Below are 23,431 nucleotides of genomic sequence, written 5' to 3'. Positions count from 1 at the left end.
AACAGGACCGACCAGCATGACGAATGCCCCAACAGAAAGAACCAGAGTGAAGCGCCTGCATGATCGCGGCCGCTATGATGCGGACAGTGTTCACGCGATCATTGATGCTCAGCCGCTCGCCCATGTAGCCTATGTTTTCAACGGCGCGCCCTATGTGTCGCCGACGCTCGTATGGCGGGAAGGCAATTTCATTTACTGGCACGGATCCTCGGCAAGCCGCATGTTGGAAGCTTGTGAGGAAGCGGAAGTCTGCGTCAGCTTCGCAACATTGGACGGGTTGGTGCTGGCGCGTTCTGCCTTTCACCATTCCTGCAATTATCGTTCCGTGATGGCTTTCGGTACGGCGAAGAAAATTACCGATGTTGTGGCGAAGGAGCGACATTTGCGCAACTTCGTGAATGGGCTTTTTCCTGATCGCTGGGAAGGGCTACGCCCGATGATGGCCAAGGAACTGAAGGCGACCATGCTGCTGGAACTGGAACTGAATGAAGCGTCAGCGAAAGTCCGCTCCGGTCCACCCAAGGATGACGAGCCGGATTATGCGCTACCGATCTGGGCGGGCATCATTCCGGTGACGACACATCTGGGCGAACCGATTGACGATGAGCGTCTGTTGCCGGGCGTAAAAGCGCCCCAAAATGTGCTGCAATTCGGCTATCTGGCGGATGCTGCGGAATAAGTCCCGGATCTCTAACAGGGCTTATGCAGTCTTGGAGTGTATAACGGCAAATTGGTCGAGCGTCTGGGCCTGATCGGCACGGTGTTTGACGCTTTCGATCTGCTTCATGAGTTCGGCGATCTTCTCAGGCTGGGAAACGCCGCACTCATAAATCTGGATGATTTCGCGGACCAGCTCGTCCTTCAAAGGCGAGGTGATCGGGCAGCAACCGATGGCTGCGCAGGACTGAATATAGGCCTGTTGCAACCTTGCCAGTTCGTCGGCCTTGAAACGTCCGAAGTAATAATCCCTCGAAAATGGCATTTCCATGCATTCCGCAATGTGACCGGTGGGGGCTTGCCACCGCAAGTCTGTGTTCGAAAACTTTCCAGTTTGCTAAAGCTCACTATAGCATATGACCATAGATAGTAACCGGCAATCGTTTACGTCTTCTAAAATATTTGAATTTTTTTGGAATAATTGTTGCATAAATAAGTATTGTTTTAATCAATAATGCATCTCTTACTGATGCCTGCTTTTATGGAATAGACGTCAACGCAGGAATGCAGCATTCGCTTCCGTCGTCATGGCCATGGCTTGCATGAGTGCAGCCGCGTGCAACAACCGGTCTTTTTCCGCAGCTCTGGCAGCTTCCGATGCGGCCAGAATCTGGCCTGCGCCAGCCGTGGTGGTTTCAATCAGCATTACAGGCTCGAAAACCGCCAATGTCCGCAGCATGTTGCGGACTGCTAGGCGGACATCCGGCTGGGGATGGTCGGTGAATTGTGCCAGTTCCAGTGCCGCAGAGCCGAGGTTCAGGACGGCCAGCATACCGCGCAAATCCTGATGCGCCTCAGGTGATGCGGCAGAGGTCTCGGTTATGAGCAGACGCGAGATACGGTCAGCACTTTGGCTGATCCACGCCTCGATGGAGATGGAACGTGGCGCCGCACCGATCTTCTTCAGGCTGTCGCGCATGGCGCGCTTCATGCGGCGCTGCGCGGCATAGTCGTTCGGTGGAAAAAGCAGCGAGAAGACAAGCGTGCCAATACCGATGCCGAGAAGCAGCGCAAGCACGCCATTCAGAAAGGACGTGGCGTCGGGTCGCGTGAAATTGTCAGGGCCAATCAAATCCCAGAAAAAAATGGCGAATGCCGATCCTTTGGCGATGGTAGACGGATTGCGCATGGCAAGCCCGGCGCAGATCAGAACGGGCGCTATGACGATGGTGAAGGGGAGGAACCCCCAAATGACGGGCAAAACGCCAAAATTCATGATGGCCGCCACGATTGCGGCAATCGCCGAGCCTTTCAAAAATTCCGTTCCGCTGGCAACCGGGTTTGGCCGGGTTGCGAAAAGCGCGTTGACCACACCAACCACGATGACGAAACCTGGACCGGATGGCCATGCGGTGAAGATCCAGATCGCGGATGCTGCGGCCAGCGCCACAAATGCGCGAATACCGTTGATAAACGCTGCCGTGTGATCGACATGGTAGGAAAGCCGTACACGGTTCGCTTTCGGATGCGCGGTGTCGAGTTCGGCTTCGATGGCGAGTGCCTGTTCCTGAAAACCGAGCATGCTTCTTAGGCGATACAAAAACATCAGCCGCCCGGAAGTGAGATCGGTATTGCCGCTCGTTTCTTCTTCCGCCGTGCGCATGATCTTTTCGCGCAGAGCTTCGAGATCAACGGTTTCGTCGCCATCGGCGATCTGCGCCATGGCGTTTTTGGCTTCCAGCAACAATGGATCGCCGCTCGTGGTTTGTGATGGCATTTCCAATATGGCGCGCACAGCCGATGCCTGTTGCAGCGTGACCACCATCGCCTGCCTGAGATAGCCAACGCTGCGCCTGACCGTGACGGAACTCGCGGCCTTGTACTCAATGGCCGTATCGAAGGCGATGGCATTGCGATAGGCGGTTTGCAGCGCGCCGGTTCCGGCTTCACCGCCCAGCATTTCTGCGCAGAGCTTGGCCGTCTGCCGCATGAATTTTCCAAGCTGCGCACGTGCTTCCTCAAAGGGATTATCGGTGCTGAACAGCCAGGTGATGATGGCTTCGGTCACGATGCCCAATGCAATGTAGATCAACCGCGATACAGCGATTTCAAACACATTTTCCGGGTCGGACAAAGAGTCGATGGCGACGATGGCAGCCGTATAGCCGGCAAGCACCGCGCCATAGGAGCGGAAGTTGCGCAGGCCCGTCGAAAGCGCAGTACAAAGGCCGATCCAGCCTGCGAGCACCAGCAGAAACAGAGTGGGTGTCTGGATGAAGATTGCCGTGAGCAACACCGCGACCACGACGCCGATTGCCGTGCCCATGAGGCGATAGATGCTCTTGGAAACGCTCATTGCACGGCTGCTTTGAGCGACAATCCAGACCGTCATGGCGGCCCATTTCGGGTCATCCATATTCATCAGGAAGGCAATATAAAGCGCGATCAGCGATGCGGCGGTGGTCCGTACCGCAAAAATGAGATCGTTGCGCTTGATGATCATGATGACCGGAAGAAGCTTTTGGCGGTGATATTGCGCATCCTTCGACGCGCGGGCTACGATTGACGTTGATAGCGGTTTTGCACCCGCGTCAAGCATGGAACGGAACACGGTGTCTTCACATTGTCGCGGGTGGACGATATGAGTGCCGTCGTTCAGAGGATTTGGGGATGCAGTTTTGAAAATCGGCGTTGTTACCGTTTCCGACCGCGCAAGCCGTGGCGAATATGAGGATTTGAGCGGCCCGGCCATCGAAGCATGGCTGAAGAACGCCATCGTCACGCCTTACGAAACGGTGAAGCGCGTCATTCCCGACGGGATGGCGTCGGTACGCGATACGCTGATCGCGCTTTGCGATGATGAGGCTTGCGATCTGATCCTGACGACGGGCGGCACGGGGCCAAGCCCGCGCGACGAGACAACAGAAGCCATGCATGCCGTTCTGCACAAGGAATTGCCGGGTTTTGGCGAGTTGATGCGCCGCGTCAGCCTCGAACAAACGCCGACAGCTATTCTCTCGCGCCAGACGGCGGGCAGCCGCGGCAAGAGCTTTATTCTCAACCTGCCGGGCAAGCCTGCATCCATCGCAATGACCTTGCAGGCGGTCTTTCCGGCTATCCCATATTGTCTTGATTTGATCGGTGCTGGCCGTATCGAAACCGACCCGGCGGTCGTCAAGGCACATCGTCCGGGATAGAAACGGGCCAAGCGATTCCCAGTTTGGCCGGGAGTCTACATTCCAATTCGTCCGTTGTCATCACGACGAATTGCGCAACCCTGCTTTGCACTTTTATATGATTTCAATGCTTGCATTTCCCCAAAGTCGCGCTGAATAATAGCGGAAAAAGGGGTACTCAGTGAAGCCATTTGATGAAATGCTCAACCATGGCGGGAATGTCCGGCCACCTTACGAATTTCTCAAACAATGGCTCGACGGCCAGGATTCTGGCAAGCTTCTGCAGAAATCTCAGGACGCAGAAAGCGTCTTTCGCAAGACGGGCATTACTTTCGCGGTTTACGGGGATCAGGAAGCAGCCGAACGGCTTATCCCTTTCGATATCATCCCGCGCATCATTTCCGGTCAGGAATGGCGGCGTCTTTCGCAAGGCATCGAACAGCGCGTCATGGCGCTTAACGCGTTTCTCGACGATATTTATCATCGGCAGGAAATTGTCAGGGCAGGGCGCATCCCGAAAGAACTGATCACCAGGAACGAGGCATTTCTGCCCGAGATGATCGGCTTTCGTCCGCCCGGCAACGTCTATACGCATATTATCGGCGTCGATATCGTGCGCACCGCAGAGAACCAGTTCTACGTGCTGGAAGACAATGCCCGCACGCCGTCCGGTGTTTCCTATATGCTGGAAAACCGCGAAACGATGATGCAGCTGTTCCCGGAGCTGTTCCAGAACGTCAAGGTTCGCCCGGTTGAGAACTATCCGCAATTGCTGCGCCAGTCGCTGGCGAGCGTCGCGCCTCCCGGTACGCAGGGCGTGCCGACCGTCGCGGTTCTGACGCCCGGCATTTATAATTCCGCCTATTTCGAACACGCGTTTCTGGCCGACCAGATGGGCGTCGAACTGGTGGAGGGCAGCGATCTGCGGGTGGTTGATGGGCGCGTCGCCATGCGAACCACGCAGGGCTATCGCGCCATCGACGTGCTTTACCGTCGCGTGGACGACGCCTATCTCGATCCTCTGACGTTCCGTCCGGATTCGACACTTGGCGTCGCAGGTATCATGGATGTCTACCGCGTGGGCAATATCACCATTGCCAATGCACCGGGCACCGGCATTGCCGACGACAAGGCGATCTATTCCTATATGCCGGAAATCGTAGAGTTCTATACGGGCCGCAAGGCGATCCTCGAAAACGTGCCGACATGGCGCTGCTCGGAACCGGACAGTCTGGCCTATGTGCTCGACAATCTGGCCGATCTTGTCGTCAAGGAAGTGCACGGTTCCGGCGGTTACGGCATGCTGGTGGGGCCTGCATCCACCAAGGCTGAACGCGAAGCCTTTGCGAAAAAGCTGAAGGCGCGTCCGCGCAATTATATCGCGCAGCCGACACTGGCGCTTTCCACCACCCCGATCTTTACCGAAAAGGGTCTCGCGCCGCGCCATGTCGATCTGCGCCCGTTCGTGCTGGTTTCCGACCGTATCCGCATCACGCCCGGCGGTTTGACCCGCGTGGCGCTGAAGGAAGGATCGCTGGTGGTGAATTCCAGTCAGGGCGGTGGCACCAAGGACACCTGGGTTCTGGACGACTAGAACTGAAGCAGAAACGAATTTGTACGCAAAATCCGGCATTAAGACCGGCGCGTGAAGATGGAGCCTTAAAGGCTCGATAAGGGGAATGAATTCATGCTTTTAGGCCGCACGGCAAACGGGCTTTTCTGGATGTTCCGCTACATTGAGCGGGCGGAAAATATGGCTCGCCTGGTGGATGCCGGATTGCGTATGGCTCTGACCAAGACGTCCGACGCGCCGGAAGAATGGTCTTCCGTGGTGGTGTCGGCGGGCGCCAGTCAGGCCTTTTCCGCAAGATACGATGCGTATAATGCGGCGAATGTAGCCGATTTCCTGCTGCGTGATACCAGCAATCCGTCAAGCGTGATGTCTTGTTTTGAGACGGCGCGTTCCAATGCGCGCATGGTGCGCACCGCTTTGACGCGCGAGGCGTGGGAAAGCGTCAATGAAGCGTGGATGCTTTTGAAGAAGTCGCTGAGCAAGCCGCTCAAGGAAAGCGACCTGCCGCCGCTTCTCGACCAGATCAAGCGCGAAACGGCACTGATCCGCGGAGCCTTTCACGGGACCATGCTGCGCAACGAGATTTTCGATTTTGCGGGCCTGGGCACATTCATTGAACGCGCCGACAACACCGCGCGCATCCTGGACGTGAAATATTATGTGCTGCTGCCGGCCATTTCCTATGTCGGGACAACGCTCGATAATTATCAGTGGGAGTCGATCCTGCGCTCGGTCTCGGCGCATCGCTCCTATCGCTGGGTCTATGACGGGGATTATCGTCCGGCGCATGTCGCGGATTATCTGATCCTGAACGGACGCATGCCACGCTCGCTTAATTATTGCTATCGCAGCATCAACGAGCATCTGGATTTTCTGTCCAAGGACTATGACAGCCATGCTACCTGTCATGAAACAGGGGAGAAAATCTTTTCGACACTGCAAAATCAGGACATAAGTGCAATCTTCGATGTTGGTCTGCATGAATTCCTGACGGACTTCATCAAATGCAACAACCGGCTCGGCAACGAGATCGCTGAAACCTATAATTTCAATTGAGGTCCTCGCTTGCAGCTCAATATCCGGCACGTTTCGCATTATGTTTATGAACATCCGGTGCCCTATGCGGTGCAGCGTTTGCGTTTGCGCCCGCCGACCGTGCCGGGACAGATGGTGAAGCACTGGGAGCTGACAATCGAAGGCGGCGAACCGGAAGTCTCCTATATCGACGGTTTCGGAAACAAGACCGACCTGGTGCAGCACCAGCGCAATACCAGCGAGATTATCATCACCGCCAGCGGCACTGTCGATGTGGAAGACGGTGTCGGCGTACTCGGTCCGGTCTATGGCTATGCGCCCTTATGGCTGTTCGAACGCGAAACCGAACTGACTCTGCCGGGCGAGGGCATTCGCGCGCTCGCGGGCGAAGTTTCAACCGGGCAGGAGCGGCTTGCCCTGCTTCACGAGTTGATGAACCGCGTCCATGGTTCTGTCGCCTATATGCCCGGCACAACCAGCGTTTTCACCGATGCGGAAACGGCGCTCGGCGCGGGCAAGGGCGTCTGTCAGGACCATAGCCACATCTTCCTGTCTGTCGCGCGGCTGCTCGGCATTCCGGCGCGGTATGTCTCCGGCTATCTCATGATGGAGGGCGTGGAAGACCAGACTGCAAGTCACGCCTGGGCGGAAGCGCATATCGACGGATTGGGTTGGGTTGGTTTCGATGCGGCGAATAATATTTGCCCGAATGATCGCTATGTGCGTCTGGCGACCGGGCTCGATTATCGCGATGCGGCTCCAATTTCAGGCGTTCGGCTTGGTGGAACGGTCGAAAGCCTTGCGGTTCACATCAATGTAGGGCAGTGATCGGACGAGAACGATGATATCGCCTGCCGGATACTGCCGATGACCTATTGCGTTGGAATGAAAATCGATCGTGGCCTTGTGTTCATGTCCGACACCCGGACGAATGCGGGGCTCGACAATATTTCGAAATTTTCTAAGATGCGGAGCTGGTCGAAGCCCGGTGACCGCGTCATCGTCCTGCTCTCGGCTGGCAATCTTGCCACGACGCAATCAGTCGCCAGTTTGCTGGAAGAACGGATGAAGGCGCCCGCTGACCGTCACCCGTCGGTGTTCGACGCGCCGTCCATGTTTCAGGTTGCACGGCTGGTTGGTGATACGGTCAAGGAAGTGATTCAGAGTTCTGCTACCGGCGGCCAGAAGGCAGCGGATGCGTTCGGCGCTTCGTTCATTCTGGGCGGGCAGATCAAAGGCGGCCAACCGCGACTGTTCTATATTTATCCCGAAGGCAATTTCATCGAAAGCTCGGTCGATACTCCGTTTTTCCAGATCGGCGAGAACAAATATGGCAAGCCCATTCTGGTGCGCGCTTATCAGCCGGATATGAGCTTCGAGGATGCAGTGAAGCTGCTGCTCGTCTCGTTCGATTCCACGCTGAAAGCCAATCTCTCTGTCGGCCTTCCGCTGGATATGCAGATTTACGAAACTGATAGCCTCAAGACCGGCGTGCAACGGCGCTTCGAGGCAACGGACCCTTATTACCAGACGGTATCCGAAAGCTGGTCCGAAGCGCTGAAATCGGCGCTCGTACAGTTGCCGCCATTCTGTTTTGAAGACTAAATAGGAAAATTCAGTTGTCTAAAAAAGACCGGGCATCAGAGGATGCCCGGTCTTTTTTCGTTAGTCTTTCGTCACGGTCTGAATGTAGTTCGCGTCGGCGACCATGTTGAAACCGTGCACGTTGGCACCGGTCACAGCCGTTTCGATCTGCTGGTAAAGGATCGCGAACGGGCTCGTTTCCTGAAACTTCTTCTGAAGATCATGATACATCGCTTCACGCTTGGCAGTATCGCGCTCTTCGGCGGCAGCCATGGTTTCAGCAGTCAGGTCTGGAATATCCCAATGCGCCTGCCAGGCATTGGTGCGCATGGATACATCCTCGCCATTGTTAGGATTGTTGGTGAAGGTCACCGCATTGGTGTGCGGATCCCAATAATCCGGCCCCCAGATGCCGAGAGCCAGCTGATGCTTGCGCGCACGCACCTTGGTCGTCGTCAGCTTGCCGTCGCCTTGCAGGATTTCCACGTCGATACCGGCATTGCGCATGGTCTGCTGGATGTTTTCGGCAATGCCGACGCCTGGCTGCGTATTGCGGACATCGAGCGTCACCTTGAAGCCGTCTTTCAAACCGGCTTTAGTAAGCAGTTCCTTGGCCTTGTCCACGTCGTAAGTGAAAGGCTTGTCATCCACCGCGCCAAACATGCCAAGCGGCAGGAAGGACTGATGGGTGCGACCGATACCCTTGATCAGCTGGGATTCAATGGTGTTGTAATCAATGAGATATTTGATTGCCTGGCGCACTTCCGGCTTTGCAAGTTCAGGGACATTCTGGTTTGCAACCAGATAATAGACGCGTCCCTTGGGGGCGGCGAGAACGTGATACTTGTCGTCCTTGCTCAGCGTTTCAAGGTCACCCGGTTCCAGATTGCGCGCAATGTCGATATCGCCCGCCTGCAAAAGCAGACGCTGCGAGCTGCCTTCCTTCACATGACGATAGATGACGCGCTTCATCGCAGGCTTGGCATCGGCATAATTCTCATTGCGTTCGAGAAGCAGCACTTCATTGGCGCGCCATTGTTTCAATGCGAACGGACCAGAACCGGCATAATTGCCCTTCAGCCATTCATAGCCAAAGTCGGTTTCATAAGGGTGAGCGTCAGTCTTTTCAGTCTTCTGCTCGTGTTCCTTGACCAGTTTGCTGTCCACGATGGATGCAACGCTGGAGGTGAGGCAGTTCAGAACGAAGCTTGGCGCAAACGCCTTTCCGGTGGTGAAAACCAGCGTTTCGTCATCGGTCGCCACGATATTCTGATCGGCATTATCGCGCGTCAGGCCAAACTGGCTCAAGATGAACGCCGGGCTCATGTCCATTTTGATCGCGCGTTGCAGCGAATAGGCAGCGTCCTGTGCCGTCAACGGATTGCCGGAGGCGAATTTCAGGCCTTTGCGAATCTTGAAGGTGATCGAGCGCCCATCCTCCGAGAACGTCCAGCTTTCGGCGATCTGCGGGATGATCTTGGTCGGGTCTTTAGTATCGGTCGTCACCAGACGCTCATAAGTGCTGGTGAGCACTTCCGAGGTGGTGATTTCGAAGATTTCCGCAGGATCGAGCGAGATGACGTCATCAATTCCCATGGCGATGACCAGCGTATCGGCTGGCGTGGCCGCCTGCACAGCCTTTGGTGCCGCTGAAAGCAGCAGGCCAAAAGCCAGTGCGGCGGGAATTGTGCTGCGCAACAGGCGTCGCACAAAGCCAGACTGGAGGCTCGTTCTGGAGGCTGTATCGCGCGGGCGACGATGATTGAAGGACAGGATTCCGGTGGTCATGCAACTTCCCCTTCGGTCACGACGAATGTTTGGGCCGGACCATGCATAGAAAATGCGCCTCATTTTTTGAGCAAGCGGCGGTTCACGACTCGCTTTGGCGCGTCGCCATTAGATTCCTATTTTGGGAAGGTTCACAATATAGAGTGCGTTGATAAGGCAATATTGTGCCCGCAAAAAGAAAAGGCCAGAGAAAATCTCCGGCCCTGTCTCGTATTTTTAAATTCGGGATCAGCCGAATACCTTGAAGCGCTCGCCGTCATCCATGAAGGTCTTTTCGCCGAAAGGCTGTTCATTGGAACCAAACGGCATCTGGGCGCGCAGCTTCCACGACGACGGAATATCCCAGGTCTTGGCGACTTCCGCGTCGATCAGCGGGTTGTAGTGCTGAAGGCTGGCGCCAATACCGGCGTCGGAGAGGGCAGTCCAGACCGAATGCTGCGCCATGCCGCCCGACTGTTCCGACCAGACCGGGAAGTTGTCGGCATAAAGTGCGAACTGCTCCTGCAGGCCCTTCACGACGTTCTGGTCTTCGAAGAAGAGAACCGTGCCAGCACCGGCTGCGAAGCTGTTGAGCTTGCCTTCCGTCTGCGCAAAGGCATCGGCAGGAACGATCTTGCGCAGTTCTTCCTTGGCAATGTTCCACAGCTTGTCGCTTTCAGCGCCAAACAGGATGACTGCACGCGAGCTCTGCGAGTTGAACGATGAAGGCGTGTGCTTGACGGCTTCGCGGATCAGTTCCGCAACCTGCTCCTTTGCGAGCGGGAGGTTCTTGCCAAGAGCATACTGGGTGCGACGCTTCTTGATGGATGCGAGATGGCTGTTGTTCATTCGTTCTAATCCTGATGTTGCAGTAGATTGCGAACTTCCCGACACATCTATCGATGCAGAATGTCCAGAAGTTACATTCATGACGTGCCCCAAGATATTGGGGTCAAACCGTTCAACGCCAGCCCGCTTTTCAGAGACACACTGTCAACAAATTGGGATAGTGAAGCCGCCATTGTTTCCATATTGATCAGCGATAACGGGGCGGAGCCTGTGCGTTGTGGGGAAATTCCCAGCCAAACCGGGGTTTACATCTTGGGCACGATGTTGGAATCTTATTAAATTGGTGGGATTATGGGAAGGACGACGGAACCTGTTCAGAGGGTGAAACCGTCGCGAAATGGGATAGGTCACGATAGTTTGAAGTCTTTTGTCATTATCGGTGGCGGCGCGAGCGGCGTCATTCTTGCGGCGCAAGTGCTGGAGCGCTCGCGTGATGCGATGGTTCGCATTTTTGAGCGATCCGGCCAGATCGGCAGGGGAATCGCCTATTCGACGGAAAATCCCGGCCACCTTCTCAATGTTCGCGCCAGCAATATGAGCGCTTTTCCCGGCAATCCCGATCATTTCCTGAACTGGCTTCACACGCGGCAAACGACGGCAGGCGCTAAAATCGCTAATGAATGGCAACCGCAGTCATTCGCACCTCGCAGGCTTTATCGCGATTACCTGAACGATCTTGTCGAACAATACCGTGCAGGCGACGCACCCAGACTGGTTGTCGATCAGCGCGAGATTGTCGATGTCGTACTCGACGGCGGCAAGCCTGCCGTGGTCACTGAAACAGGCGAGATTGTTTCCGCAGATGCGGTGATTGTCGCGACGGGCAACGAAACGGCGATTGCCGTTTCTGGCGCGAATGTTGCCGAATACTGGTCCAGTAGCGGCTATTTCGACATTCCGGCTGATGCGCCGGTGGCGATTTTCGGGACTGGACTGTCGATGGTCGATAGCGTGCTATCGCTGCTTGATCGTGGGCATCAGGGAACCATTCATGCGATCTCCCGGCGCGGACTGGTGCCTGCGCGCCATGCGGCGGTGGAGCCGTTTGACGTTGATACCGATTCGTTATTCGTCGCGTCCGGTATTGTCGGTCTGTTGCGTCGCGTTCGCGCTTTGATGCAGGAGGCCGACACTGCGGGTTCGAACTGGCGCGCTGTCATGGATGCGCTGCGACCGCACACGCAGCATATCTGGACGCGGTTGCCGCTGGCGCAACGTGAAAGTTTTCTGCGTCATCTGCGGCCCTGGTGGGACACGCACCGTCATCGTATGGCGCCCGCTGTCGCTGATCGGATCGACGCAGCGCGCGCCTCGGGGCAGCTTGAAATTGCAGCAGGTCGGCTTCTTTCCGTGCAGGAAAACGAAACGGATATGACGATCCGCTATCGCGAGCGTCATACGGGTTCGTTCCAGCGGCTGAAAATCGCGACGATCATCGATTGCCGTGGCGGAAACCCAAGGTTTTCAACGACACGCAATCTCGCCTTGCTTGGCCTTATGGAGCATGGGCTGGCAAAGCCCGATGCGCTTGATCTCGGTCTGGATGTCACCAAGGATTTCCAGCTGATCAATGCGCGCGGTGAACCGTCGGGCTCGTTCTTTGCTATCGGTCCGGTGACGAAGGGCGTCTTCTGGGAATCGACAGCCGTTCCGGATATTCGCGTTCAGGCGGCCAGGCTGGTCGAGACCTTGTTTGAAGGGGAAGCCTGAAACGAATCTTTCGACCAGCGATGCCGTGCTGCTGATCGTTCACCGACAAGATTTTCGTGGCAAGTTGCCCTTCAAGGCAAGGTTGCAGGGGCTGATATGCGGCGAAAGAAAGAGATTCGCGTGGAATTGGCGGCCAAAAAGTCAGAAAATTGCGATAAGCCTCTGATTTGTCCCATATAAACTATCGAAAGCTATTGCCAATATATTGGCTGGCCGGTCATAATAACGACATCGGAATATATGATTCCTCACAACATCTGATCGGGGCATTTCAGTTGCTGCTCGCCTGAGCCGCGCATGCGCCGGATCAGTTGTAAAGCGTTTCCTGCAAAAGTGCCTGACGGTTTTGCGCCCGGAAATTACGACAAAGTGGAGCGCATCTCCAAAAGTGTGAACAGCTTTCGGACCAGATGTGTGTGATTATAGACAGTAAGAGCGGATTGGAGGCCTTGGGCGCATGACGATGGACGGCAGAATGCTTTTCCTGCTTGTCCTTCTTCCTTTTATTGGCAGCGTCATCACGGGTCTTTTCAGGGGCGCGGACCGAAGCGGTTCCGCCTGGTTCACGGCAGCCATCGCTCTCGTCGCCTTCATTGTCACAGCCAGTCTTTATCCCATCGTCTCGGACGGGAAAGTTTTGCGCGGCACAGTCGATTGGCTGCCCGCCTACGGTCTCAATGTGACATTGCGCATGGACGGTTTCGCTTGGCTGTTTGCCATGCTGATCACCGGCATCGGCCTTCTGGTCGTGATTTATGCGCGCTATTACATGTCACCTGACGATCCGGTACCGCGTTTCTTCTCGTTCCTGCTCTCCTTCATGGGATCCATGCTGGGCGTCGTTCTGTCCGGCAATATCATCCTGCTTGCGGTTTTTTGGGAACTGACGAGTATCTTCTCGTTCCTGCTCATCGGCTACTGGTATCATAATGCCAGTGCGCGCGATGGCGCGCGTATGGCGCTGACGGTCACCGGCATTGGCGGCTTCTGTCTGCTGGCGGGCATGCTGCTGCTCGGTCATATCGTCGGCAGTTATGATCTCGATGTCGTGCTGGCAGCGGGCAACGAGGTTCGCACCCATCCGCTATATACCGTCGCGCTCATCTTGATCTTGCTTGCGGCTTTCACCAAAAGCGCGCAGTTTCCGTTCCATTTCTGGCTGCCGAACGCCATGGCTGCGCCAACGCCCGTTTCGGCCTATCTCCATTCGGCGACCATGGTGAAGGCAGGCGTGTTCCTGCTGGCCCGCCTGTGGCCGGTGCTCGCCGGAACCGAGGAATGGTTCTGGATATTGGGTTCTGCGGGCCTGATCACGCTTTTGCTTGCTAGCTTCTTTGCTGTGTTCCAGCAGGACCTCAAAGGGCTGCTCGCCTATTCTACGATCAGCAATCTGGGTCTGATTACGGCGCTGTTGAGCCTCGGTAGTCCGCTTGCTGCGGTGGCCGCGATCTTCCACATGGTCAACCATGCCATTTTCAAGGCGTCGCTCTTCATGGCGGCAGGCATCATCGACCATGAAACCGGAACGCGCGATATGCGTCGCCTGAGCGGATTGTTCCGATTAATGCCCTATACGGCGACACTCGCCATGGTGGCGAGCGCTGCTATGGCTGGCGTTCCGCTGCTGAACGGTTTCATTTCCAAGGAAATGTTCTTTGCCGAGGCGGTTGAAACGCATCTTGCGTCCTGGCTCGACACGATCACCCCTTACGTGGCGACGCTCGCCAGCATCTTCACAGTGGCCTATTCGATCCGCTTCATTTACTCGACCTTCTTCGGCCCGCCGCCGCATGATCTGCCGCGAGAGCCGCATGAACCGCCGCACTGGATGCGCCGCCCTATAGAACTTCTCGTTCTGCTCTGCCTTCTGATCGGCATCGTTCCTGGCCTGTCCATTGGTCCATTCTTGCATTCGGCGGTGCGCTCGGTGCTTGGCGATGCGACGCCGGAATATAGTCTCGCAGTCTGGCATGGTTTCAATCTGCCCCTGATGATGAGTATCGCCGCGATGATCGGTGGCGTACTTCTGCACTGGTGCTTGAAAAACTATCTGACAACCAGCGAGGATGGACCGCCGCTGTTCCGGCACCTGCAAGGTCAGCGCATTTTCGAGCGCGTACTGGTGACGTTGTCATGGAACTGGGCGCGTAAGGCTGAAAATTTCCTCAGCACGCGCCGCTTGCAGCCGCAATTGCGCATCATCGTGGCGGTGGCCGTTGTGGTTGCTGCATGGCCGCTGATTGAGGATGGTCTGCGCTCGGGTCTATTGGGGCCGCAGCCGGTTGATCCGATTTTCGCCGGCCTCTGGCTTCTTGGCTGTGCCTGCGCCGTGGGCGCTGCCTATCAGGCTAAATTCCATCGTCTCGCCGCCTTGATCCTGCTTGGCGGGGCGGGGCTCATGACCTGCATCACCTTTGTCTGGCTTTCCGCGCCCGATCTTGCCGTCACGCAGCTTCTGGTGGAAATCGTCACGACGGTTCTGCTTTTGCTCGGTCTGCGCTGGCTGCCGAAGCGTTGGGAAGATCCCGATCCGGTTCCGGTGAAGATCGGCCCACGTATCCGTCGCTATCGCGATCTTGTGCTGGCTGTTGCTAGTGGGGTCGGCGTTTCGATCATTGCCTATGCGATGATGACGCGCCCGTCGCCTAACAGCATCGGCGATTATTTCCTGCAAAACGCCTATTCGGGTGGCGGCGGCAAGAATGTCGTCAATGTCATTCTGGTCGATTTCCGCGCTTTCGATACATTCGGTGAGATCGCCGTCCTCGGCATTGTCGGCCTGACGGTCTTTGCGTTGCTGCGTCGTTTCCGTCCCGCGCCGGATTCTACCGGCTCGACCGCGCAGCAGAAGATTCAGGACGCCTATGACGAGGCCATGCCCGACCGCAAAGCGGGCGAGACGCTGAACGATTATCTGGCCGTGCCGTCGGTCATCATGCAATGGCTGTTTCCGGTCATCATCGTTTTGGCCGTGCATCTGTTCCTGCGTGGGCATGATCTGCCGGGCGGCGGTTTTGCGGCCGGTGTTGCGCTGGCGATTGCCTTCATCCTGCAATATCTGGCTGCTGGAACGCGCTGGGTTGAAGACCGGCTGCGCATTCTGCCTTTGCGCTGGATCGGTGTGGGTCTGCTCAGCGCTGCGGCAACCGGTTCGGGTGCATGGCTGTTCGGCTATCCGTTCCTGACCTCGTTCTTCCAGTATGTGGACATACCCCAGGTTGGAAAATTGCCGGTGGCAAGCGCGTTGCTGTTCGATTTCGGCGTTTTCGCGCTTGTTGTGGGCGCGACGGTTATTGTCTTGATCGCGCTGGCGCACCAATCGATCCGTAAACATCGCGTCGAGAAACTCGCCGCAGCGACTGCGAAGGAGGAGAACTGATGGAGCTGGTTCTTGCTCTCGCAATCGGGGTGCTGATGGCTTCCGGCGTCTGGCTGGTGCTGCGTCCGCGCACGTTTCAGGTGGCGATTGGCCTGTCGCTGATCTCCTATGCGGTCAATTTGTTCATCTTCTCGATGGGGCGGCTGCGTTCCAACGCTGCGCCGGTGCTGGACTCCGGAGTGGACGTACAGGCGGCCCAATATACCGATCCGGTGCCGCAGGCGCTTGTGCTGACGGCAATCGTTATCGGCTTCGCCATGACGGCGCTCTTCCTTGTCGTGTTGCTCGCCTCGCGCGGCCTGACACGCACCGACCATGTCGACGGCAAGGAGAACTGATGATGGATTGGAAATCACACCTCATCGTTGCTCCGATCCTTCTGCCGCTGGTAACGGCGGCTGTGCTGCTGTTGATCGACGAGCGCAGCCGCAAGCTGAAGATGGCGATCAACTCGCTCTCGACGCTCGGCCTGATCGGCATTGCCTGCATGCTGGTCGGCATGGCCAGCGAAAAAGCACCGGAAGCCATCGTCTATCTGATCGGCAATTGGCCCGCACCGTTCGGCATCGTGCTGGTGCTCGACAGGCTGGCGGCGTTGATGCTGTTGCTGGCAAGTCTGCTCGGAATGGCCGCGCTCAGCTTCGCGCTGGCGCATTGGCACAAGGCAAGCCCACATTTCCATACGATTTTCCAGCTTTTGCTGATGGGGCTGAACGGCGCGTTCCTCACCGGCGATCTGTTCAACCTGTTCGTTTTCTTCGAAGTTATGCTGGCCGCTTCCTACGGTCTGGCGCTGCATGGCTCAGGCCCGGCCCGCGTCAAGGCGGGGTTGCATTATATCGCGGTCAATCTGGTGGCGTCGTCGCTGTTCCTGATTGGCGTGAGCCTCATCTACGGTGTTACCGGAACGCTCAATATGGCGGACCTTGCGCAGCGGATCACGCAGGTTGCGCCCGAGGACCGTATGCTGCTGGAAGCCGGTGCGGCGGTGCTGGGCGTCGCTTTCCTGATCAAGGCTGGCATGTGGCCGCTTAATTTCTGGTTGGCGCCGACCTATACGGCAGCCGCAGCGCCGGTTGCCGCGATCTTCGCGATCATGAGCAAGGTCGGCATTTATGTGCTGCTGCGCCTGTCGCCGCTGATGTTCGGGCTGGATGCCGGCTCGTCTTACGGTTTCGGCAATGACTGGCTCTATTTCGGCGGCATGGTCACGCTGGCCTTCGGCCTGATCGGCGTGGTCGCGTCGCAGGCCATGGGCAGGCTCGCAAGCTACAGCATTCTTGTTTCGTCGGGCACTCTTCTGGCTGCCATCGGCAGTGGCAACACCGCCATGGCCGGGGCGGCGCTGTTTTACATGGTCAGTTCCACGCTGACGATTGCCGCATTCTTCCTGCTGATCGAACTGGTCGAACGCGGACAGGACGCCGCAGCCAACGTTCTTGCGGTGACGATGGAAGCCTATGGCGATGACGAGGAAGAAGAAGAGGAAGAAGAGGTCGGCGCGGTCTTGCCCGCGACCCTTGCCATCCTTGGCACGTTCTTCGCGATCTGCGCCATTTTGCTGATCGGCCTGCCGCCATTCTCGGGTTTCATCGCCAAGTTCCTCATCCTTGCTGCAGTCTTCAACGGTGACGGGGCGGCGCCGCAACTCGCCATGCCGGTCAGTCCGGCAAGCTGGGCGCTGATTGCGCTGATTCTCCTGTCCGGCCTTTCGGCGCTCATCGCCATGACGCGTACCGGCATCCGCACCTTCTGGGCCTCGCTCGAAGGCAATGTGCCACGTGTTCTGGTGCGAGAAGTCGTGCCGATTGCAGGACTTCTGGGGCTCTGCCTTGCGCTGACAATCGCAGCCGGTCCAGCCATGCGCTACATGGATGAAACGGCGCGTTCGCTACACAATCCGTCCGATTATATCAACAGTGTCCTGAAAGCACCCAAGGTCGAATATGAGCCGTCCAAGGCAACGGACGCGCAAGCGGCGGGGGTAGAATGAAAAAGATCCTGCCATATCCGCTGATGTTCGCGGCGCTTGTCCTGTTCTGGCTGCTGCTGAACGGTTTCACCCGCGCGCAGCTTATCCTTGGCGCGATTATCGCGCTGTTCGCCTGCCAGATCATGACGGCGCTTCAGCCGCAGAAAAACCATCTGCGCTCTATCCCGACGATGTTCCGGCTTTTCGTCACGTTCAGCCTCGATATTCTGCAATCGAATATTACCGTCACGCGCATTATCCTGTCCAACCGCAAGCGGCGTCCCGGCTTCGTGGTTATCCCACTGGAGCTGGAAAACCGTACAGCGCTGGCGGTTCTCGCCTGCGTGGTAACAGCCACCCCCGGCACAGCGTGGGTGGATCATCATAGCGCGCGCCGCGAACTGACCATTCACGTGCTCGACCTTGAGGAAGCGCAGGTTTGGCGTGATCTGATCAAGCAAAAATACGAAAAGCCGCTGATCGCGATTTTCGGCGCAGCAGACATCGTCGAGAAGGAGAAATCCGCATGAGCGCCGTTATCATCTTCTGGGCTCTGCTCGCTGCACAATTGATGTTGATCGGCGCTATTGGCTGCGCGGTCTACCGTCTGCTTATCGGACCCCGCGCGCAGGACCGCGTGCTTGCCACCGATGCGCTTTATCTCAATGCACTGCTGCTGCTGATTACTTTCGGCATTCGCACCGGCAGTGTTCTTTATTTCGAAGCAGCACTGATTATCGCGTTGCTCGGCTTCGTCGCCACTGTCGCGCTCGCCAAATTCCTGATGCGCGGGGAGGTGATCGAATGATCCATGCAGCCGAAATCCCGCTCTGGGCCGCCATCCTCATTTCGTTTTTTCTCGTCGCCGGTGCTTTCCTGACGCTTGTCGGATGCATTGGCCTTGTGCGTTTCAAGACCTTTTATGAACGCATCCACGCGCCGACCATCGGCTCGTCTTTTGGGGCTGGGGGAATCTTGATTGCTTCAATCATATTTTTCTCCATCTTGCAATCGAAGCCGATTCTGCATGAAGTGTTGATTACCGTCTTTGTGGTCATCACAACGCCGGTGACGCTCATGCTGCTCAGCCGCGCCGTGATCCATCGCGACACGACGCAGGACAGCAAGGAGCTGCCTTCATCTTCCGACCCCGATTGAGGCCGGCAGACATCATGCTTGAGGGTGCGGAAAGGGCGTTTTCGGCTTTTCCGCAGTGCAGAACGGGGAAATTCAGCGGCTTCTTTCCAGAAGGGCCGCCATCGTTTTTCGGACGGACGGATTGAGCTTTTTCGGGTTCGCTTAAAGACTCATATCCTCTTGTTCGGTCACGATATTCGCTCTTTCCCGAATCTGAAGCATATTGCCTGCGGCCTGTTGGGTTCGGAAGGAGCGGCTGGTGGCATTTGGAGGAGTGCTTACTGGCTGCGGCCAATTGTCCGGATGCGGCGCATCGATGGTCAGACGGATTGAAGGTTTTCATCATTTAGATTATCTGGATTTCAGTAATTTCTGAAAATTCAGAAAGTACGGGAGAGAGAATTTTGGAATTGTCGCCAATCGTTCAGTCGTTCGTGCTCCACTTTGGAGAGATGGGCAGCCGTTGGGGCATCAATCGCACGGTGGGGCAGATTTACGCGCTGCTCTACCTGTCGCCCCAGCCGATGTGCGCCGACGAGATCGTCGACGCACTCGGCGTGTCACGCTCGAATGTCTCCATGGGCATACGCGAACTGCAAGGCTGGAATCTTGTGCTGCTGAAGCACATTCCCGGCGACCGTCGCGATTTCTTCACGACGCCGGATGACGTCTGGCAGATTCTGCGTACGCTTGCCGAAGAGCGCAAGAAGCGCGAGATCGATCCGACACTGTCGGTTCTGCGCGAAGTGCTGATGGAAGCGCCGCAGGATGACAGCGACCGCTACGCTCAGGAGCGCATGAAAGACATGTACAGCCTGATCGAGCGGCTGACCAATTGGTACGACGACGTGAAGAAGCTCGATACCGACCGTCTTACAAGCCTTCTGGCGCTGGGCGCGAAGGTGACCCGCTTCCTCGAAACCACCGACAGGATTGTGGCTTTGGGGCGCGGACGAACATCGGCCAAGAAGGAGCCAAAGCGAGATTGACATCTGATGTCCCCCAAACGGAGCAACTGGCGGAAAATCTGACGCCAGACGACGGAAAGGCGCAAAGCGGCAAAGGCCGCCCACGGTCTTCCAAGCGTCGTTCTCAGCGCCGGACGGTTCCGGCCATGCTTCGGCGGGGGGCAAATCTTCAGGCACTGGCAGCGCTTTTGTGGCTGCCGCAGGCCGGGCTGATAGCCTATGCCAGCGGGCGGCTCGCCGATACCGGTTTCGACAATCGGATTTACTATGCGGCACTTGGCATATTCGTGCTGGGTTGCCTGCGCAGTCTGATTGACGGTGCTGGTGCGGCCAAGGCGTTTGACGCTGCCCGTGCTGAACTGACAGCCTTGCGCGAGCGCGCTTTTGCAGCGCTTTCCAGCCGGTCGCCGCTCGACACCGCCCGGCCATCGTCGGGTGAAGCTGCAAGTATTCTCGCCGAACAGGCGGAAATGGTCGTGCCTTATCTGTCGCGTTTTGTGCCGGTGCGCATTCGGGTCATGCTGGTGCCGCTGGCGATCCTGCTGGCCGTCTTCTGGTTTTCGTGGGCGGCGGCGCTTGTTCTCCTGATTGCAGCACCGCTGATTCCGATCTTCATGGCGCTCATTGGCTGGCGGGCAAAAGCTGCCAGCGAAAAGCAGCTGGTGGCGCTTGGCGGCATGAATGGTTTTCTGCTGGACCGGCTGCGCGGTCTGACGACCATCCGCAGTTTTCATGCCGTGGATGCGACAGCCACGCGGCTGCGTGATAATGCCGAGACCCTGCGTACAAAGACAATGAAGGTTCTCCGGATTGCTTTCCTGTCGTCCGCAGTGCTGGAGCTTTTTGCAGCGCTTGGCGTTGCCATGGTCGCCGTCTATATCGGGTTTCACCTACTTGGCACCTTGCAGTTCGGCGCATGGGGACAGAAGCTGACGCTGGGCGAAGGCCTGTTCATCCTGTTGCTTTCTCCTGCTTTCTTCGAACCTTTGCGCGACCTTTCCGCCGTCTGGCACGACCGTGCGTCAGGTGAAGCTGCAATCGATGCATTGGAGAATCTGAGCCGTCATGCCATGCCGGTTGTTGGCGGCAGCGGTGTCGCGGCGAACGAACTGACGGAAACAGACCCGACCGTTCAACTACACGATGTCGGTTTTCAATATCCGGCAGGGCCTGCGGTTTTAACAGGCTTCAACCTGGCAATCGAAGCGGGCGAACACGTCGCTCTGCTTGCGCCAAGTGGTTACGGCAAGTCTACCATTCTGGCGTTGATTGCCGGACTGGCTGCGCCGGAGACCGGCGCGATAAGAATTGGCGGAATCGCCATGGCTCCTGAAAATGCAATGTCCCTGCGCCAACGCATGAGCTGGATCGGCCAAAAGCCGCATATATTCGCGGGCTCCGCGCGCCACAATATCACGCTCGGACGCGAAACCACTGTCAGCCCCACCGCCTCGATCATCGAAGATATGGCGCTGGCGCATGTTGTGGGCATCACCGGCAATGGTGTTATCGGCGAGAACGGTGCCGGGCTTTCTGGCGGCGAGGCGTTGCGGCTTGCACTGGCGCGCATCGCGGTCGATCCTAAGGCCGATATTATCCTTGCCGACGAGCCGACGGCCCATCTCGACCAAGAGACGGCCAAGCATATTGCGGACAGCCTGTTGCGATTGGCCAAGGGCAAGACCCTGATTGTCGCTACCCATGATGAGGGACTGGCGCGCAAAATGGACCGCATCATACGCTTGGCTGACAATCAAGATAGTGATCCGTTGTGGCAGAGGAGGGCAGCCGAATGAACGGTCTGCAAGCACTCCGCCCGATCCTGCGCCTGTTTTTCAGAACCAAAGGTTCCGCCCTTTATGCAGGCATTGCCGCGGCTACGGTCACGGTGTTGGCTGGCATCGCGCTGCTCGGTCTTTCCGGTTGGTTCATTACGGCAACCGCCATTGCGGGCCTCAGCCTTGCAACCGCCATCGTGTTCGACGTTTTCGCACCAGCTGCCGGTATAAGGTTTCTCGCGATCGTGCGCACAGGCGCGCGTTACCTCGAACGCCTTGTCACCCACGACGCCACACTCGCCATTCTGGCGGCGCTGCGCGAAACGCTGTTTCGCAGCTGGGCAAAACCGGCAGCGGCCAATGCGCTGTTGAAGCGCCCGGCACGGCTTCTGTTCCGCTTGACTGCGGATATCGATGCGCTGGATTCGCTTTATCTGCGTGTCGTCGTGCCGATTGGCGCCGCGCTCGCAACCGCGCTTGTGGCTGGCATAGCGCTTGCACTGATGCACCCGCTGTTCGGACTTGCTGTTGCACTTCTCCTTCTTCTCGTCGGATTGAGCCTGCCGTTATTGGCTGCACGACGTTCGGAAAAGCCGATGCGCAGGCGCGCCAAGGGCACGGAAGCATTGCGCGCCCGCACGGTCGATCTTGTTGCGGGCCAGACGGAACTGCTGATGGCCGGGCGGATGCAGGGACAAAATGAAGCGCTTATCCGGGCTGACAGTTATGTGGCGGCGTCTGACCGCACACTGAACCGCGTCGAGATCAGAACCGGCGCGGGGCTTGGGGTGGCCCATGCCGCACTTTTGGCTGGCGGCCTTATTGGCGCTGGCTGGCTGGTGCAGGCGGGGACAATCGGCGCTCCGGTTGCAGCTTTGGCGATGCTGGTTATTCTTGGCGCAATGGAGCCTTTCGCGGCGCTACGGCGCGGCGCGATGGAACTTGGCCGCACCATTCTGGCTGCCCGGCGCGTTGGCCCGCAATTGCGTGATGAGAAGGTGGTTGCCGGTCTACCTACGCCGCCGGATGGTTTGGCAATACAGCTTCAAAACCTGTCTGTTCGCCATGACGATGCAGCCGTCGATGCCCTGAAATCCATCAATCTTACCGTCGAAGAGGGCGAGCGCGTCGCCATCGTTGGCACCAGCGGTGCAGGGAAATCGACGCTGTTCAACGTGCTCGCAGGTGAAATCGCGGTGAAGGACGGCAGCGCTAGAGTGCTGGCCAGTTGTTTGCTGACCCAGCGCACAGAGCTTTTTCAGGATAGCCTTCGCGATAATCTGCGGCTCGCCAAACCGGACGCCGATGATGCGGCGCTGATGCAGGCTTTGCAGACCGCTGGTCTCGGAGAATTCGTCGAAACCCTGCCGAGCGGTCTCGACACGATGCTGGGCGAGGGCGGTCTGGGATTATCCGGCGGGCAGGCGCGGCGTCTTGCTCTGGCGCGCCTGTTATTAAGCGAATCGTCCTTATGGCTTCTCGACGAACCGACCGAGGGGCTCGACGGGGCGACGGCCGAAGATGTGCTGGCGCGGTTGCGGGCGCAGTCGGGCGGACAAACCTTGCTTGTCGCCACACATATCCAGCGCGAAGCGCGGATTTGCGACCGGATCATTGTTTTGAATCAAGGCGCTCTAGTTGAGTCTGTGCGCATGAGTGACCAGCGTTTCGGTGAGATACTCAATACCATGAGGTAAGCCGGGCGGGCGAAGGTCCATCTATCAGGGGCTTTGCCAACACATGAGAATGGAAACGGCGGGCGGTCTTTATCCGATCTTCGTTTCAAACGGGCAATGTCATGACCACGCCCGTTACGCGAAAGCGCGTCGCGTCTGCCAATTAATGC

20 protein-coding genes are annotated in these 23,431 nt (G+C 57.3%); 16 read left to right on the top strand and 4 right to left on the bottom strand.

The window, feature by feature from the left end; translation table 11 throughout:
• The first annotated feature begins 16 nt into the window (after positions 1–16).
• Positions 17–679: a pyridoxamine 5'-phosphate oxidase family protein gene (locus HWD97_RS13175; protein WP_109367993.1), complete on the top strand. Its 663-nt coding sequence runs from the start codon at positions 17–19 to the stop codon at positions 677–679.
• Positions 680–700: 21 nt separating this feature from the next.
• Here HWD97_RS13175 and HWD97_RS13170 read toward each other — a convergent pair whose 3' ends face one another.
• Together HWD97_RS13170 and HWD97_RS13165 are read right to left on the bottom strand one after the other, a co-directional pair.
• The gene (locus tag HWD97_RS13170; protein WP_109367992.1) at positions 701–982 is read right to left on the bottom strand and encodes a hypothetical protein; all 282 of its coding nucleotides are present in this window, start codon (positions 980–982) and stop codon (positions 701–703) included.
• 228 nt (positions 983–1,210) lie between these two features.
• Positions 1,211–3,268: an FUSC family protein gene (locus tag HWD97_RS13165; RefSeq protein ID WP_167836103.1), complete on the bottom strand. Its 2,058-nt coding sequence runs from the start codon at positions 3,266–3,268 to the stop codon at positions 1,211–1,213.
• Positions 3,269–3,335: 67 nt separating this feature from the next.
• Between HWD97_RS13165 and mog the strand changes: the two genes are divergently transcribed.
• From mog to HWD97_RS13140, 5 genes are all read left to right on the top strand, one after another.
• Positions 3,336–3,854, top strand: a complete 519-nt coding sequence (gene mog / locus HWD97_RS13160) for a molybdopterin adenylyltransferase (protein ID WP_109367991.1) — start codon at positions 3,336–3,338, stop codon at positions 3,852–3,854.
• A gap of 160 nt (positions 3,855–4,014) precedes the next feature.
• On the top strand, positions 4,015–5,427 hold the full coding sequence (locus HWD97_RS13155) for a circularly permuted type 2 ATP-grasp protein (RefSeq protein ID WP_371835102.1): 1,413 nt from the start codon (positions 4,015–4,017) through the stop codon (positions 5,425–5,427).
• Between the two features lie 93 nt (positions 5,428–5,520).
• The gene (locus HWD97_RS13150) at positions 5,521–6,462 is read left to right on the top strand and encodes an alpha-E domain-containing protein (protein WP_109367427.1); all 942 of its coding nucleotides are present in this window, start codon (positions 5,521–5,523) and stop codon (positions 6,460–6,462) included.
• 9 nt (positions 6,463–6,471) lie between these two features.
• Positions 6,472–7,269 (top strand): transglutaminase family protein, encoded by a 798-nt coding sequence (locus HWD97_RS13145; RefSeq protein WP_121538823.1) that lies wholly within the window; start codon positions 6,472–6,474, stop codon positions 7,267–7,269.
• A 39-nt stretch (positions 7,270–7,308) separates the two neighbouring features.
• On the top strand, positions 7,309–8,046 hold the full coding sequence (locus tag HWD97_RS13140; RefSeq protein WP_121538824.1) for a proteasome-type protease: 738 nt from the start codon (positions 7,309–7,311) through the stop codon (positions 8,044–8,046).
• Between the two features lie 60 nt (positions 8,047–8,106).
• Here the strand turns inward: HWD97_RS13140 and HWD97_RS13135 are convergent, their stop codons facing one another.
• Positions 8,107–9,813, bottom strand: coding sequence for an ABC transporter substrate-binding protein (locus HWD97_RS13135; protein ID WP_235858990.1), 1,707 nt, complete (start codon positions 9,811–9,813; stop codon positions 8,107–8,109).
• Positions 9,814–10,041: 228 nt separating this feature from the next.
• Entirely contained in the window at positions 10,042–10,641 is a 600-nt protein-coding gene (locus tag HWD97_RS13130) for a nitroreductase family protein (RefSeq protein WP_109367424.1), read from the bottom strand.
• Between the two features lie 357 nt (positions 10,642–10,998).
• Here HWD97_RS13130 and HWD97_RS13125 point away from each other — a divergent pair, with 357 nt between their 5' ends.
• The 10 genes from HWD97_RS13125 (at position 10,999) to cydC (ending at position 23,282) form a co-directional block, all read left to right on the top strand.
• Positions 10,999–12,351: an FAD/NAD(P)-binding protein gene (locus HWD97_RS13125; protein WP_121538826.1), complete on the top strand. Its 1,353-nt coding sequence runs from the start codon at positions 10,999–11,001 to the stop codon at positions 12,349–12,351.
• Positions 12,352–12,808: 457 nt separating this feature from the next.
• Positions 12,809–15,730 carry a monovalent cation/H+ antiporter subunit A gene (locus HWD97_RS13120; RefSeq protein WP_121538828.1) on the top strand — a complete coding sequence of 974 codons (2,922 nt, stop codon included), beginning with the start codon at positions 12,809–12,811 and terminating at the stop codon, positions 15,728–15,730.
• Positions 15,730–16,068 (top strand): Na+/H+ antiporter subunit C, encoded by a 339-nt coding sequence (locus HWD97_RS13115; protein WP_121538830.1) that lies wholly within the window; start codon positions 15,730–15,732, stop codon positions 16,066–16,068. Before HWD97_RS13120 ends, HWD97_RS13115 begins: the two co-directional genes overlap by 1 nt.
• 2 nt (positions 16,069–16,070) lie before the next feature.
• A complete protein-coding gene (locus HWD97_RS13110; RefSeq protein WP_109367420.1) occupies positions 16,071–17,723 on the top strand; it encodes a monovalent cation/H+ antiporter subunit D in 1,653 nt (550 codons plus the stop codon).
• Complete coding sequence (locus HWD97_RS13105) at positions 17,720–18,232, top strand: Na+/H+ antiporter subunit E (protein ID WP_109367419.1); 513 nt, start codon at positions 17,720–17,722, stop codon at positions 18,230–18,232. The genes HWD97_RS13110 and HWD97_RS13105 overlap by 4 nt, the downstream gene beginning before the upstream one ends.
• Positions 18,229–18,510 carry a K+/H+ antiporter subunit F gene (locus HWD97_RS13100; RefSeq protein WP_109367418.1) on the top strand — a complete coding sequence of 94 codons (282 nt, stop codon included), beginning with the start codon at positions 18,229–18,231 and terminating at the stop codon, positions 18,508–18,510. The genes HWD97_RS13105 and HWD97_RS13100 overlap by 4 nt, the downstream gene beginning before the upstream one ends.
• Positions 18,507–18,860, top strand: coding sequence for a monovalent cation/H(+) antiporter subunit G (gene mnhG, locus HWD97_RS13095; RefSeq protein ID WP_078337010.1), 354 nt, complete (start codon positions 18,507–18,509; stop codon positions 18,858–18,860). Before HWD97_RS13100 ends, mnhG begins: the two co-directional genes overlap by 4 nt.
• A gap of 383 nt (positions 18,861–19,243) precedes the next feature.
• Complete coding sequence (locus tag HWD97_RS13090; protein WP_171317289.1) at positions 19,244–19,828, top strand: GbsR/MarR family transcriptional regulator; 585 nt, start codon at positions 19,244–19,246, stop codon at positions 19,826–19,828.
• Positions 19,825–21,603: a thiol reductant ABC exporter subunit CydD gene (cydD, locus tag HWD97_RS13085; protein ID WP_121538832.1), complete on the top strand. Its 1,779-nt coding sequence runs from the start codon at positions 19,825–19,827 to the stop codon at positions 21,601–21,603. The genes HWD97_RS13090 and cydD overlap by 4 nt, the downstream gene beginning before the upstream one ends.
• A complete protein-coding gene (gene cydC / locus HWD97_RS13080) occupies positions 21,600–23,282 on the top strand; it encodes a thiol reductant ABC exporter subunit CydC (RefSeq protein WP_121538834.1) in 1,683 nt (560 codons plus the stop codon). Before cydD ends, cydC begins: the two co-directional genes overlap by 4 nt.
• The last annotated feature ends 149 nt before the right edge of the window (positions 23,283–23,431 follow it).

The sequence above is a fragment of the Ochrobactrum sp. C6C9 genome (assembly GCF_022627935.1).
Lineage (GTDB): Bacteria > Pseudomonadota > Alphaproteobacteria > Rhizobiales > Rhizobiaceae > Brucella > Brucella teleogrylli.
The sequence above is the reverse complement of the archived record's forward strand: the minus strand, read 5'-3'. Positions and strand labels throughout refer to the sequence as shown.